10 protein-coding genes and 3 tRNA genes are annotated in these 14,317 nt (G+C 70.2%); 8 read left to right on the top strand and 5 right to left on the bottom strand.

Features of this window, described 5'->3' with window-relative positions:
- The first annotated feature begins 138 nt into the window (after positions 1-138).
- From M1203_RS10190 to M1203_RS10175, 4 genes are all read left to right on the top strand, one after another.
- Positions 139-1,515 (top strand): deoxyguanosinetriphosphate triphosphohydrolase, encoded by a 1,377-nt coding sequence (locus M1203_RS10190; RefSeq protein ID WP_249949250.1) that lies wholly within the window; start codon positions 139-141, stop codon positions 1,513-1,515.
- A 239-nt stretch (positions 1,516-1,754) separates the two neighbouring features.
- Positions 1,755-3,032 carry an FAD-dependent oxidoreductase gene (locus M1203_RS10185; RefSeq protein WP_249949249.1) on the top strand — a complete coding sequence of 426 codons (1,278 nt, stop codon included), beginning with the start codon at positions 1,755-1,757 and terminating at the stop codon, positions 3,030-3,032.
- An 80-nt stretch (positions 3,033-3,112) separates the two neighbouring features.
- Positions 3,113-5,020, top strand: coding sequence for a DNA primase (dnaG, locus tag M1203_RS10180; RefSeq protein ID WP_249949248.1), 1,908 nt, complete (start codon positions 3,113-3,115; stop codon positions 5,018-5,020).
- Positions 5,021-5,122: 102 nt separating this feature from the next.
- Positions 5,123-6,406, top strand: coding sequence for a sigma-70 family RNA polymerase sigma factor (locus tag M1203_RS10175; protein ID WP_374402605.1), 1,284 nt, complete (start codon positions 5,123-5,125; stop codon positions 6,404-6,406).
- A 155-nt stretch (positions 6,407-6,561) separates the two neighbouring features.
- Here the strand turns inward: M1203_RS10175 and M1203_RS10170 are convergent, their stop codons facing one another.
- The 4 genes from M1203_RS10170 to M1203_RS10155 form a co-directional block, all read right to left on the bottom strand.
- Positions 6,562-8,487, bottom strand: coding sequence for an ABC transporter ATP-binding protein (locus M1203_RS10170; RefSeq protein ID WP_249949247.1), 1,926 nt, complete (start codon positions 8,485-8,487; stop codon positions 6,562-6,564).
- Positions 8,487-10,220 carry an ABC transporter ATP-binding protein gene (locus M1203_RS10165; protein WP_249949246.1) on the bottom strand — a complete coding sequence of 578 codons (1,734 nt, stop codon included), beginning with the start codon at positions 10,218-10,220 and terminating at the stop codon, positions 8,487-8,489. The genes M1203_RS10170 and M1203_RS10165 overlap by 1 nt, the downstream gene beginning before the upstream one ends.
- Positions 10,221-10,444: 224 nt before the next feature.
- On the bottom strand, positions 10,445-11,890 hold the full coding sequence (locus M1203_RS10160) for an FGGY family carbohydrate kinase (protein ID WP_249949245.1): 1,446 nt from the start codon (positions 11,888-11,890) through the stop codon (positions 10,445-10,447).
- A 69-nt stretch (positions 11,891-11,959) separates the two neighbouring features.
- A complete protein-coding gene (locus tag M1203_RS10155; RefSeq protein WP_249949244.1) occupies positions 11,960-12,259 on the bottom strand; it encodes a YtxH domain-containing protein in 300 nt (99 codons plus the stop codon).
- Between the two features lie 220 nt (positions 12,260-12,479).
- Here M1203_RS10155 and M1203_RS10150 point away from each other — a divergent pair.
- The 4 genes from M1203_RS10150 to M1203_RS10135 all read left to right on the top strand — a co-directional run bounded on the left by M1203_RS10150 (position 12,480) and on the right by M1203_RS10135 (position 13,515).
- Positions 12,480-12,552: transfer RNA gene (locus M1203_RS10150), tRNA-Asn, on the top strand.
- Positions 12,553-12,557: 5 nt separating this feature from the next.
- Positions 12,558-12,630, top strand: a tRNA-Asn gene (locus M1203_RS10145).
- A gap of 247 nt (positions 12,631-12,877) precedes the next feature.
- A tRNA-Ile gene (locus M1203_RS10140) sits at positions 12,878-12,951 on the top strand.
- Positions 12,952-13,371: 420 nt separating this feature from the next.
- Positions 13,372-13,515 carry a hypothetical protein gene (locus tag M1203_RS10135; protein ID WP_249949243.1) on the top strand — a complete coding sequence of 48 codons (144 nt, stop codon included), beginning with the start codon at positions 13,372-13,374 and terminating at the stop codon, positions 13,513-13,515.
- A 314-nt stretch (positions 13,516-13,829) separates the two neighbouring features.
- Here M1203_RS10135 and M1203_RS10130 read toward each other — a convergent pair whose 3' ends face one another.
- Positions 13,830-14,312, bottom strand: coding sequence for a hypothetical protein (locus M1203_RS10130; RefSeq protein ID WP_249949242.1), 483 nt, complete (start codon positions 14,310-14,312; stop codon positions 13,830-13,832).
- Between the last annotated feature and the right edge of the window lie 5 nt (positions 14,313-14,317).

Genomic DNA, 14,317 nt, shown 5'->3' with positions numbered 1-14,317 from the left:
TCGTACGTGGTCACACATTCGATCTTCCTGATAAAGATGCGACCCAACGGCCTGCGGTTCCGGCGAGCCGGTACGACCCGCGCCCGGAGCCCGCGCCCGGAGCCCGCGCGGGTCACTCGCGCCGGTTACCTTCGGGGCATGGCAGGCACCACCGATACCACCACACCGCACTCTCCGGAACCGGCGCGCCGGTACGACGACGCGGCCACCGAACGCTGGGCACCCGAGCCCGACAAACGTCCTGGCCGCACCGCGTTCCAGCGCGACCGCGCGCGCGTTCTGCACTCCTCCGCGCTGCGCAGGCTCGCGGGCAAGACCCAGGTGGTGACGCCCGGATCGCGCAGCCAGGAGTGGGACGCCAGCCCCCGTACCCGGCTGACCCACTCCCTGGAGTGCGCCCAGGTCGGCCGCGAGCTCGGCGCGGCGCTCGGCTGTGACCCGGATCTCGTCGAGGCCGCGTGTCTCTCCCACGACATGGGCCACCCGCCCTTCGGCCACAACGGTGAGCAGGCGCTCAACGACTTCGCCGCCGACTGCGGCGGCTTCGAGGGCAACGCCCAGTCGCTGAGGCTGCTCACCCGTATCGAGCCGAAACGTTTCGTCCGCGCCGAGGCGGTGGCCTCGGCAGCCGACGACGCCTCCGCGGCCGACGACGCCGAGAACGCCGGCCTGGTCAGCGTCGGCCTCAACCTCACCCGGGCCGCACTGGACGCCGCCACCAAATACCCCTGGCCGCGCGGCGCGCATCCCACCGAGCCTGGCTCGGCGAAATTCGGTGTCTACGAGGACGATCTGCCGGTCTTCACCTGGGTGCGCAAGGGCGCGCCGGCGGGCCGTACCTGCTTCGAGGCGCAGGTCATGGACTGGTCCGACGATGTGGCCTACTGCGTCCATGACTTCGAGGACGGGCTGCACGCGGGCCATGTCGACCCCGCCGCGCTCACCTCCGCGTCCGAGCGGAGCACGATCTGGGCGGTGGCCATCGGCCGTTACGTACCCGCCGGCACGGACCCGCGGGAACTGGCCGCGGCGCTCGACCGGCTGATGGCGCAGGAGTGGTGGCCGCATTCGTACGACGGATCCGCCGTCGCGCAGTCCCGGCTGAAGGACGCGACCAGCCAGCTCATCGGCCGCTTCTGCGAAGCCGCCGAGGGCGCCACCCGCCGGGCGTACGGTACGGGCCCGCTCACCCGGTACGCCGCCGAACTGGTCGTCCCGCGCGAGGCCCGGTACGAGTGCGCGGTCCTCAAGGCCGTCGCCGACCGCTATGTCATGCAGCGAGCCGAACAGGAGGTCCTCCGCGCCGACCAGCGGATCGTCCTGGCCGAGCTGGCGGACGCGCTCACGGCCCGCGCCCCCGAGGGGCTCGATCCGCAGTTCCGCGCGCTGTTCGACACCGCCCGGGACGACCGGGCGCGCAAACGCGTGATCGTCGACCAGATCGCGTCGCTCACCGACGCGGCGGCCCGCTCCCTCCACGCGGAGCTCACCGGCCGCCGCTCATCACCGCTCTGACCCCGCTCGTCAGCGCGTCCAATGGTCCAATGAGCGCTGCTCCGATGAAGGTGGTGCGATGAACGTGGTGCGATGAAGGAGTGACATGCGCCCCTCATGCCTCACGGCTCCGGATCACCGGTTGCAGGAGAGTAGCCGGATCACAGCAGTGAGACATGCCCGTGGAGCGCTCCCTCTTTCGCCATCACGCTCCGTGCGGGACGCTCACAGATGGCGGCAGCGCGAAGAGGAGGCATCAAGTGGTCGACGCACATCGGACATTTGTCATCGTCGGCGGTGGACTCGCCGGGGCCAAGGCGGCGGAAACCCTGCGTGCGGAAGGGTTCACCGGCCGGGTGATCCTCATCGGTGACGAGCGCGACCATCCCTATGAACGCCCGCCGCTGTCGAAGGGATATCTGACCGGTTCCGAGGAGCGGGACAGCGTCTTCGTGCACGAGCCCGCCTGGTACGCCCAGGCCCAGGTGGAGCTGCATCTCGGCCAGACCGTCACCTCCATCGACCGGGACACCCGGTGCGTACATCTCGGCGACGGCGCCTCCGTACGGTACGACAAGCTGCTGCTGGCCACCGGCGCGGAACCGCGCCGCCTCGACATCCCCGGCACGGACCTGGCCGGTGTCCACCATCTCCGCCGTCTCGCGCACGCCGACCGGCTGCGCCAGGTGCTCACCTCCCTCGGCCGCGACAACGGCCATCTGGTGATCGCGGGCGCGGGCTGGATCGGCCTGGAGGTAGCGGCGGCGGCCCGCGGCTACGGCGCCGAGGTCACCGTCATCGAGACCGAGGAGACCCCGCTCCTGCGGGTCATCGGCCCGGAGCTGGGCCAGCTCTTCACCGATCTGCACCGTGAGCACGGCGTGCGGTTCCACTTCGGGGTCCGGCTCACGGAGATCACCGGACAGGACGGCATGGTCCTCTCGGCCCGTACGGACGACGGCGAGGACTACCCCGCCCACGATGTGCTCGCCGCGATCGGCGCCGCCCCGCGCACCGCCCTCGCCGAGGCCGCCGGTCTCGCGCTCGCCGACCGCGCGCAGGGCGGCGGGATCGTCGTGGACGCGGCGCTGCGCACCTCCGACCCCGATATCTACGCGGCGGGTGACGTGGCCTCCGTACCCCTGCCGGGGTGGGGCGCCCCTCCCTACGCCGACCGGGTACGTGTCGAGCACTGGGCCAACGCCCTCAACGGCGGCCCGGCCGCCGCCCGCGCCATGCTCGGCAAGGACGTCGTCTACGACCGGATCCCCTACTTCTTCTCCGATCAGTACGACCTCGGCCTGGAGTACTCCGGCTGGGCCCCACCCGGCTCGTACGACCAGGTGGTCGTGCGCGGCGACGCCGGAAAGAGGGAGTTCTGCGCGTTCTGGCTGAAGGACCGCAGGGTGCTCGCCGGGATGAACGTCAACGTGTGGGACGTCACCGAGGACATCCAGCGCCTCATCCGTTCCGGTGCCCGGCTGGATCCGGACGCCCTCGCCGACCCGGCTGTCCCGCTCGGCTCGCTGCCCGCCTGACCTGGGACGGACGGCTCCGGCGGCCCCGGCCGCGTATCGGACGGTCCAGGGATGTCGGTACGTCCCCGTAGAATTCACGCGTGGCCGGCAGGATCAACGATGACGACGTGAAGGCGGTTCGGGACGCGGTCCCGATCGACGCCGTCGTGTCCGACTACCTCCAGCTGCGCAGCGCGGGCGGTGGCAACCTCAAGGGTCTCTGCCCGTTCCACGACGAGAAGTCCCCCTCCTTCCAGGTCAGTCCGAGCAAGGGTCTCTTCCACTGCTTCGGCTGCCAGGAGGGCGGGGACACCATCGCCTTCGTGATGAAGATCGACCATCTCTCCTTCTCCGAGACGGTCGAGCGGCTCGCCGCCAAGGGGGGCATCACCCTCCGGTACGAAGAGGGCGGCTACAACCCGGCGAGCCAGCGCGGCGAGCGCACCCGCCTGGTCGAGGCGCACAAGATCGCCGCCGAGTTCTATGTCGAGCAGCTCTCGGGACCCGAGGCCGAGACCGGCCGGAGGTTTCTCGCCGAGCGGGGTTTCGACCAGGCCGCCGCCGAGCATTTCGGCGTCGGTTACAGCCCCGTCGGCTGGGACCATCTCACCCGCTTTCTGCGCGGCAAGGGCTTCACCGACAAGGAACTGCTGCTCTCCGGCCTCTCCCAGGACGGCCGCCGCGGTCCCATCGACCGCTTCCGCGGCCGGCTGATGTGGCCCATCCGCGACATCTCCGGCGAGGTGGTCGGCTTCGGCGCGCGCAAGCTGCGCGAGGACGACAACGGCCCGAAGTACCTCAACACCCCCGAGACGTCGATCTACAAGAAGTCCCAGGTGCTGTACGGCGTCGACCTGGCGAAGAAGGACATCGCCAAGGCCAGCCGCGCCGTGGTCGTCGAGGGCTACACCGATGTGATGGCCTGTCATCTGGCCGGGGTCACGACCGCCATCGCCACCTGCGGCACGGCCTTCGGCGGCGACCACATCAAGATCCTCCGACGGCTGCTGATGGACAACGGCAGCGCCCGGGTGATCTTCACCTTCGACGGGGACGCGGCGGGCCAGAAGGCCGCGCTGCGCGCCTTCGAGGACGACCAGAAGTTCGCCGCCGAGACCTATATCGCCATCGCTCCCGACGGGATGGACCCGTGCGAGCTGCGGCTCGCCAAGGGCGACGACGCCGTCCAGGACCTGGTTCAGCCGCGTACGCCGCTCTTCGAGTTCGCGATCCGCCAGATCGTCGGCCGGTACGACCTGGAGACCCCGGCGGGCCGGGCGGCGGCGCTCGACGAGGCGGCCCCGATCGTCGCCCGGATCAAGAACGGCTCCTCGCAGCACGAGGTCGCGGTCCAGCTCGCCGGCATCCTCGGCATCCTCGACACCCAGTTCGTGGTCAAGCGGGTGGCACAGATGGCACGCTGGGCGCGCGACCGCGGCGGCCGGGGACCGGCGCCGGCCCCGGAGCGCCGCTCGCAGCACTCGCAGTCGTACGCCGGCGCTCCGCAGGGTCCCGCGGGCCCCGCGCTCAACCTCCGCAGCCCCGCCCACCGCACCGAGCGCGAGCTGCTGAAGCTCGCCCTCCAGCGGCCCGAGCTGGTCTCCCCGGCCTTCGACGCCTACGGCGAGGACGAGTTCACGGCCCCGCCGTACGCCGCCGTACGCCGGGCCATAGAAGACGCGGGCGGCGCCGAACAGGGCCTGGAGTCCGCCCCCGAGTATCTGGCGAGGGTCCGTGACGCCGCGCCGAACGACGTGGTGCGCGCCATGGTCACCGAACTCGCGGTCGAGGTCTTCCACGGCAAGACGATCGACGAGGTCTACGCGGGCCAGCAGCTCGTCCAGGTCAGACTGCGCGCCGTCGACCGCCGCGTCGGTGAGGTGACCGGCACGCTCACCCGGCTGGGCACGCGGTCCGATCCGGACCATTACGCCGCCGTTCAGAAGGAACTGTGGGTGCTTCAGCAGTACGGCCAGTCCCTGCGCAACGACGGCGCCGCCGCCCTGTAGACCGCCTCCGGGCCTCCGCCCGGTAACGGCGCGGTTACGTACAGGGCGCAAAAAGTCGCCGCACGCCCCTCGTGGCAGCGATATGTCGTACCCCACACTGGGGTGCGGTGCCTGAGTTCACCGGAGCGCGGCCGGCCTACCGACGGTGGGCGCCTCACCCCCGCGGATCCGCTCATCGTGTACGGGACGGAAGGCGGCCCGGCCGTCCTCGTCCCGCTGCCGTACGCCCCCCGCCCCGAACCGGCAGCGATCACCTGGAGGTCGCCCCCCGTGCAGACCCATACCCAGACCCTCACCGAGACGTTAGCCGCGCCCCCCGCCGCGTCCCCCACCGGCCGCGCGCCCGCCGTCCCCGCGCAGAGCCGCGCCGCGCACCACCCCGAGACGGTCGAGGAGCCGCTCACCGAGCACCCCGTGGAGGTGCCCCTCGTGCCCGAGCCCACGGGCCGGCCGGGCAGCCGCGCCGACACCGGCGGACCCTCCTCCGATCTCTTCCGCCAGTATCTGCGCGAGATCGGGCGGATACCGCTGCTCACCGCCTTCGACGAGGTGGACCTCGCCCGCCGGGTCGAAGCCGGCCTCTTCGCCGAGGAGAAGCTGAGCACCACCCCCGATCTGGACTCCCAACTGGCCCTCGACCTCGACCGGCTGGTCGTGCTGGGCCGGATGGCCAAACGCCGTCTCATCGAGGCGAATCTGCGGCTGGTCGTCTCGGTGGCCAAACGCTATGTCGGCCGCGGACTGACCATGCTCGATCTCGTCCAGGAGGGAAACCTCGGCCTGATCAGGGCAGTCGAGAAGTTCGACTACGCCCGCGGCTACAAGTTCTCGACGTACGCGACCTGGTGGATCCGCCAGGCGATGTCCCGGGCGCTCGCCGACCAGGCCCGCACCATCCGCGTCCCGGTCCATGTGGTCGAGCTGATCAACCGCGTCGTACGCGTGCAGCGCAGACTCCTCCAGGAGCGCGGTTACGAGCCCACCCCCGAAGAGGTGGGCGCCCAGCTGGAGCTGGCCCCCGACCGGGTCAGGGAGGTGCTCCGGCTCTCCCTGGAGCCGGTCTCCCTGCACGCCCCCGTGGGCGAGGAGGACGATGTCGCGCTCGGTGATCTGATCGAGGACGGCGACGCCGCGTCCCCCGTCGAATCCGCGGCCTTCCTGCTGCTGCGCCAGCATCTGGACGCCGTGCTCTCCACCCTCGGCGAGCGTGAACGCAAGGTCATCCAGCTGCGGTACGGACTGGCCGACGGCCGGCCCCGCACGCTGGAGGAGATCGGCCGGATCTTCGGCGTGACCCGCGAGCGCATACGCCAGATCGAGTCCAAGACGCTCGGCAGACTCCGCGACCACGCCTACGCCGACCAGCTCCGCGGCTACCTGGACTGATACCGCGGCCCCCAAGGCCAGGTCCCAAGGCCCAAGGCCCGAGCCCCGGGCCCCAGTCCCCGATCTCCGATCCCCGAAACGGGCGCCGCGCCCGTACCCACCCGAAGGCGAACACGGACGCGGCGCCCATGACGGGCCCTCACCGGCCGTGCCGGTCAGTCCACTTCGGCGACCGCCTGGGCGAACTGGGCCGCGTACAGCCGTGCGTACGCGCCCTCCGCCGCCAGCAGTTCGTCGTGCGTGCCCTGTTCGACGATCGCGCCGTTCTCCATCACCAGGATCACGTCCGCGTCCCGGATCGTGGAGAGCCGGTGCGCGATCACAAAGCTCGTACGGCCGTGGGCCAGCCGCGCCATCGCCTTCTGGATCAGCACCTCGGTCCGGGTGTCCACCGAGCTGGTCGCCTCGTCCAGCACCAGGATCACCGGATCGGACAGGAACGCCCGCGCGATGGTGATCAGCTGCTTCTCACCGGCGCTGACCCCCGACCCCTCGTCGTCGATCACGGTGTCATAGCCGTCGGGGAGCGTACGGACGAACCGGTCGGCGTGCGCCGCCCGCGCCGCCTCCTCGATCTCCTCACGGCCGACCTCGCGCGACGCGCCGTACGCGATGTTCTCCGCGATCGTGCCGCCGAACAGCCAGGTGTCCTGAAGGACCATGCCTATCCCGGACCGCAGCTCCGCACGGGACATCCGCGACACGTCCGTGCCGTCCAGCGTGATCCGGCCGCCCGTGACCTCGTAGAACCGCATCAGCAGATTGACCAGGGTGGTCTTTCCCGCGCCCGTCGGCCCGACGATCGCGACCGTCTGTCCCGGGTCCACCGAGAGCGACAGATCGTCGATCAGCGGCTTGTCGGGCTCGTACCGGAACGACACATGCTCCAGCGTGACCCGGCCCTGGGATTCACGCAGCCGCTCCACCGCGGGGGCGTCGGCCTCCTGCTCCTCCGCGTCGAGCAGTTCGAAGATCCGCTCGGCGGAGGCGACACCCGACTGCACCAGATTGGCCATCGACGCGACCTGCGTCAGCGGCATGGAGAACTGGCGCGAGTACTGGATGAACGCCTGCACATCACCGATCGACAGCGAGCCCGAGGCGACCCGCAGCCCGCCGACGACCGCGACCAGCACATAGCTCAGATTGGAGACGAAGAGCATCAGCGGCTGCATGATCCCGCTGTTGAACTGCGCCTTGAAACCCGCCTCGTAGAGCTGTTCGTTCTGCTCGCGGAACGCCTCGGCCGACTCGTTCTGCCGCCCGAAGACCTTCACCAGGGCGTGCCCGGTGTACATCTCCTCGATATGCGCGTTCAGCGTGCCGGTGACCTTCCACTGCTGGACGAACTGCGGCTGCGACCGCTTGCCGATCCTCGCCGCCACCACCACCGACAGCGGAACCGTCACCAGCGCGACCAGCGCCAGCAGCGGCGAGATCCAGAACATCATCACCAGCACACCGATGATGGTCAGCAGCGAGTTGATCAGCTGCCCCATCGTCTGCTGCATGGTCTGCGAGATGTTGTCGATGTCGTTCGTCGCCCGGCTCAGCACCTCACCGCGCGGCTGCTGGTCGAAGTACGACAGCGGCAGCCGCGACAGCTTCGCCTGGATCTCCTCCCGCATCCGGTACACCGTGTGGTTGATGACCCGGATGGAGAGCCGCGTCGACACCAGCATCAGCAGCCCGGCGGCGACATAGACCACCAGCACGATCAGCAGGACCTCGCCCACGGCGCCGAAGTCGATGCCCTGGCCCGGGGTGAAGTCCACCCCGGAGAGCAGATCGGCCATTCCGTTGTCGCCCCTGGCCCGCAGTTGCTCGATGGTCTCCGCCTTGGTGACACCGCCGGGGGTTCCTCGGCCGATGACCCCCGCGAAGATGAGGTCCGTCGCCTTTCCGAGGATCTTCGGTCCGACGACCGAGAGCGCGACGCTCAGCACACCGGCCACGAGCATCCACCAGAGGGTGGTCCGCTCCACGAGCAGCAGCCTCACCAGCCGCTTGCCCGACCCCTTGAAGTCCATGGACCGCTGCGTCGGGCCCGCCATCATCATGCGTCCGCCTGGACCGCTCATCAGGCAGCCTCCGCCTCGGTCAGCTGGGAGAGCACGATCTCCCGGTATGTCTCGTTCCCCGCCATCAGTTCGTGATGGCGGCCCGACCCCACGATCCGGCCCTCGTCGAGCACCACTATGCGGTCGGCGTCACGGATGGTGGAGACCCGCTGCGCGACGATCACGACGGTCGCCTCGGCGGTCTCCCGCGCCAGCGCGCCGCGCAGCGCCGCGTCCGTGGCGTAGTCCAGCGCCGAGAACGAGTCGTCGAACAGATAGATCTCCGGCCGCTGCACCAGCGTCCGCGCGATCGCGAGCCGCTGCCGCTGCCCGCCGGAGACATTCGTACCGCCTTGCGCGATCGGCGCGTTCAGCCCGCCCTCCAGGGCCGCGACGAACTCCTTCGCCTGGGCCACCTCCAGCGCGTGCCACAGCTCCACATCGGTCGCGTCCGGATTGCCGTACCGCAGATTCGTCGCCACCGTCCCGGAGAACAAGTACGGCTTCTGCGGTACGAGACTCACGGTCTTCGCCAGCAGTACCGGATCGAGTTCCCGCACATCCTGGCCGTCGACGAGCACCTGCCCGCCGGTCGCGTCGAACAGCCGCGGAATGAGCCCGAGCAGCGTCGACTTGCCGCTGCCCGTCGACCCGATCACCGCGGTCGTCTCGCCGGGGCGCGCCGTCAGCGACACCTCGCGCAGGACGGGCTCCTCGGCGCCGGGGAAGCGGAACTCCGCGTCCCGCACCTCCAGATGCCCGTGCCGGCGCAGCTCCCGCACCGGGTTCTCCGGTGGTACGACGCTCGAACTGGTGCCGAGCACCTCCTCGATGCGCTCGGCGCAGACCTCGGCGCGCGGCACCATCATGAACATGAAGGTGGCCATCATCACCGCCATCACGATCTGCATCAGATACGCGAGGAACGCGGTCAGCGCGCCGATCTCCATCCCCCCGCTGTCGATCCGGTGCGCGCCGAACCAGACCACGGCGATCGACGACAGGTTCACGACCGTCATCACGGTCGGGAACATCAGCGCCATCAGCCGTCCCGTCGACAGCGAGACATCGGTCAGCTCGGTGTTGGCGCCCCGGAAGCGTTCCTTCTCGTAGTCGTCCCGTACGAAGGCCCTGATCACGCGATTGCCGGTGATCTGCTCGCGCAGCACCCGGTTCACGGTGTCCAGCCGGGTCTGCATGGTCCGGAACAGCGGCCGCATCTTCCTGACGATGAGGCTCACGGATATCCCGAGCAGCGGTACGACGGCCAGCAGCACCGACGACAGCGGGATGTCCTGGCCGAGCGCCATGATGATGCCGCCGACACACATGATGGGCGCGGACACCATCAGCGTGAACGACATCAGGACCAGCATCTGGACCTGCTGGACGTCATTGGTGGTGCGGGTGATCAGCGAGGGGGCGCCGAAGTGACCCACCTCACGGGCGGAGAAGCTCTGCACCCGCTCGAAGACGGCGGCCCGCACATCCCGGCCGAGGGCCGAGGCGGTCCGCGCGCCGTAGTACACGGCGCCGATATTGCAGATGACCTGGACGACACTGACGGCGATCATGATGCCGCCGAACCGCAGGATGTAGCCCGAGTCCCCCTTCACCACACCGTTGTCGATGATGTCGGCGTTGAGAGTGGGCAGGTAGAGGGTGGCGCACGTCTGCAACAGCTGGAGCGCCACCAGCAGGGCTATCGGTCTCTTGTACGGGGCGAGATGGGCTCGCAGAAGTCGTAGCAGCACGCGCAGTCTTTCGGGGTCGGCTCGGAATGAAGGGTCGCGAGAACGGGGATCAGCCCCCATCTTGCGGTACCGCCCCCGCCTCGCCCCATGGGTTTATGTCCAAGGACGGGTCAAGAACGCGACCGTGCTCCGGCCGCTCCGAAGCACTCCCGCGCGCCCCACTTTCGCCGGCCCGCCCCGCGGGCCGCCCCGCTCAGTCGGCCCGCACCGCCGGCCCGGCCCGCTCAGCCGCCGTGCCCGAAGGCCCCGGGGTGGATCTGCTCCCGCGTTGCCGTGTACTGCTGCCGCACCGCCGTGCCCACGGCCGCGTCCTCACCCGGCTCGAACACCTGGGCCGCCGCGCCCTGCCAGGCCGGCGGGTTGTGCGGGGAGAGCGACCCCTGTGAGACACCGAGCGCCCAGGCCGCCTGCCGCGCCGCGCCGATCGCGGTGTAGTCGGCGGGCTGCGGTACGACCACCTGCGCCCCGAAGATCGCCGGAGCCAGGGCCTGTACGGCGGGCAGCTCGGCGGCGGCGCCCAGCAGGAACACCCGCCGCACCTCCACCCCCCGTCCGCGCAGCACGTCCATCGCGTCGGCGAGCGAGCAGAGCATCCCCTCGAACGCGGCCCGCGCCAGATGCTCCGGCTTCATCGACTCGCGCCGCAGCCCGGTCAGTGTGCCCGCCGTGTGCGGCAGCTGCGGGGTCCGCTCGCCCTCCAGATACGGCAGGAACACCAGCCCCGAGGAGCCCGGCGTGGACGTGAGCGCCAGCTCGGACAGCTCGGCCAGCTCCGCCGTGCCCAGCAGCTCCGCCGTCCCGCGCAGCGCCCTGACGGCGTTCAGCGTGTGCACGACGGGCAGATGCATTCCGGTGGCGTCAGCGAAGGAAGTGATCATTCCGGACGGATCGGCCGCCGCCTCGTGGTGGACCGCCATCACCGACCCGGACGCCCCCAGCGACACCACGGCGTCCCCGACCGCGACACCGAGCCCGAACGCGGCGGCCATCGTCTCGCCGGTCCCCGCCGAGATCAGCAGCCCCTCGGGGGTGGTCCCGGCGGTGTCCGCGGGGCCGAGCACCTCGGGCAGCGCGGCCTGGTGGCCGAGCGCCAGCTCCACCAGATCCGGCCGGTACGCCTCCGTACGCGCGGACCAGTAGCCGGTCCCGGAGGCCCCGCCCCGGTCGGTCGTCCTGCGCGCAGGACGCCCCAGCAGCTGCCAGACCAGCCAGTCGTGCGGCTGGAGCACCAGCGCGGTGCGCCGCGCCGCCTCGGGCTCGTTCCGCGCCAGCCAGCGCAGCTTGGCCACGAGCTGACCCGACTGCGGTACGGACCCGACGGCCTCGGCCCAGGCGTGCCGGCCGCCCAGCGCGTCGACCAGATCGGCGGCGGCGACCTGCGCGCGCTTGTCATTGCCGACCAGCGCGGGCCGTACGGGGTTCCCCTGCCGGTCCAGCGCCACCAGGCCGTGCTGCTGCGCCGCCACCCCGATGGCCTGCACGCCCTCCAGCAGCCCGCCCGACGCGGCCTCGCCGAGGGAGAGCAGCCAGGCCTGCGGATCGACCTCGGCGGCTTTGGGCTCGACCGGATGGGCCGCGTACCCCTGCCGCAGCACGGCACCTGTGTCCGCGTCGCAGACGACGACGCGTGTGAACCCGGACGAACTGTCCAACCCGGCGACTATTCCCATGACACCCGATTCTGCCGCACGCGCCGCACCGGTAGCGCTGCCGGGAAGCTCCGGGTGTCCTGATCCGGGTCAGGTATTGCTCGTACCCCAGTCGTCCTGGCCGTTCTGACTCCGCTCGCGCAGCGAGCGGACACGCTGGGCGACGGAGTCGGGGAGCTTGTCGCCGACGATGCCGTTCACCGAGTGGTACGCCTTGCCCGCGATCTCGCGGCCGGTCTGCGCGGCGGACTCGGCCGCGTTGCGCACCGCCGGGTTCTGCGACACCTGGCGGGCCGATTTCTTGAGCTCCTCGTAACGCTCCCGGCCGGCGCGCGTCCCCAGGACATATCCGCAAGCCAGTCCCGCGATGAATGTGAGGCGGTACCGCATGGCTGCCACCCTTCCCTCTCGGCGTCGGAGTCCCCAGCGTCAGCGTCGGACCGTGGGTCTGTGCTCTGCGCCTACCCCGCCGGGGCCCGGGATCACCCGGCGTGCCCCGGGTCGATACCGATTGGCAAAGCACCCCCCTGCTTGCGCTAATGTATGTGTCGCAGCGAACGCGCGCCGCCCGGGAGGACCGGGGTAGGTACGTTCGGTGCAGACGCAGCAATCCCCTGTAGCTCAATTGGCAGAGCAGCCGGCTGTTAACCGGCAGGTTACTGGTTCGAGTCCAGTCGGGGGAGCGCGATCCCCTGTAGCTCAATTGGCAGAGCATTCGGCTGTTAACCGGAGGGTTGCTGGTTCGAGTCCAGCCGGGGGAGCGGTAGTACGAGGAGGGCCCTTCGGGGTCCTTTTTCGTGTGCCCGTTCTCACTCCCCGGTACTCCGCCGACCGGGCGTCCCGCCCCTTTTGGGTACCTCTTACGGATCTACTCCGCGGTTCGTGGAACCGGACGGCGCATGGCGAAGTCCTCATGGTCAGAGGATGCCGACCATCCGAGGCAGGAGATCGTATGAGCGGCTATGCTGCGGCAGACGGGCGCGCACAAATGTGCGCGACACGCCGTTAGGGGCGGTAGCTCAGCCGGTTAGAGCAGCGGACTCATAATCCGTCGGCCGTGGGTTCGAGTCCCACCCGCCCCACGGGAACGCCTGTTTGATGAATCGTTCCCACCTGGCATCCGAGCGCCCCACGTGGCCTAGACCACATGGGGCGCTCAGTGGTTTACAGGGTCTTGCGTGAGCGGTGCGTGAGCGAGCGTGCCGGACGGCCGTGCACGGCGGGCACGGGGGACGACGGCTTCGGCATTCCTCGCGACCTCCTTGTCGACCTGGGGCAGAAGACTGGTGTACGTGTCAGACGCTAGCTGAATAGTTCCGTGTCGCAGCGTTTCCTTGATCGTATGGATGCCACCTCCACCCGCATGGATCAAGGTTGCGGCCACATGGCGCAGATCCCCGAGGCTGACCGGCGGAAGGCCGACCTCCCGGAAAAGCCCTGTCTGACACCTTCTCAGGGTGCGGCCAGGAGCCGTCCTCCTGAACGGAGACCTTGCCGGTCTCATGCCGCGGCAGCCGCTTCCCGAGCCGCTCCTGACGGTCGTCCAGCTGCCGCGGGCGATGTTCAAGGAGGACCTGTGCCGTTCCCGGCCCGAGCGCGACAAGGGCCTCGCTGTCCTCCGTCTTCGGCTTGCTCCCGACCGCTGACGGCGCCTCACCGGTTTCGCGTCCGTATTCGACATGGTCGGCCGGCCACAGCACCGCCTTGGGCCGCTTGCCCGGCTCCAGCTCGACCTGAGCGGCCGGATCGAATGTCAGCAGCTGTGGGGAAAGGGCGGCGTTGAGGGCGGCGCGCGGATTTGCTGCCGGGTCGCCGGCCATGTCACGCGTCGGTACGGCGGCGCCTCCGCGGGCTTCGCGCGCTCGGCCGTGAGGCCGGCGGCCTCTCTGAACTCCGGCCGCAGCGCGTGCAGTTGTGCGTCGGCCTTCCGCCCACCACCCGACGCGGCACGGTGCCGGATTCAGGGGCGGCCACATCCGTCGCAGGCGGTCCGGATGAGGCGACGGGCGAGCTCACCGGTGCGCCGGGCGGGGCCCTGGGGGCCGAGGACGGTGGCGGTGGCGTAAACACCATTGAGGACGAGGATCAGATCGTCGGCGAGCTGCTCGGGGCCGGGAGCGCCGGCGTCGGCCGCCAAGTCGCGCACCCAGTCGCGGACCCGCTGCTCGTGGGTGACCGCCACACGGTTCGCGGGGTGCCGCGGGTCGGGGAACTCGGTATGGGTGTTGAGGATGGGACAGCCGCGGAAGGTGGGCAGTCCGGTCTCCTCGATGATGGCCGTGAAGATCGCGAGGAGCTTCTCGCACGGGTCGTCGACCCGGTCGGAGGCCTGGCGCATACGCGCGAACCAGGCGTCGGCGCGTTCGACCGGGTGGGGGTTTGTTCCCCCGGTGGGCCCGGGGACGTCGGACTGCTGACCGCCGCCCAACTGCTCCGCGGCCATGTGGA

The sequence above is a fragment of the Streptomyces sp. 35G-GA-8 genome (genome assembly GCF_023534745.1).
GTDB lineage: Bacteria > Actinomycetota > Actinomycetes > Streptomycetales > Streptomycetaceae > Streptomyces.
Note: the sequence above shows the minus strand (reverse complement) of the source record. Positions and strands in the feature narration are given on the sequence as shown.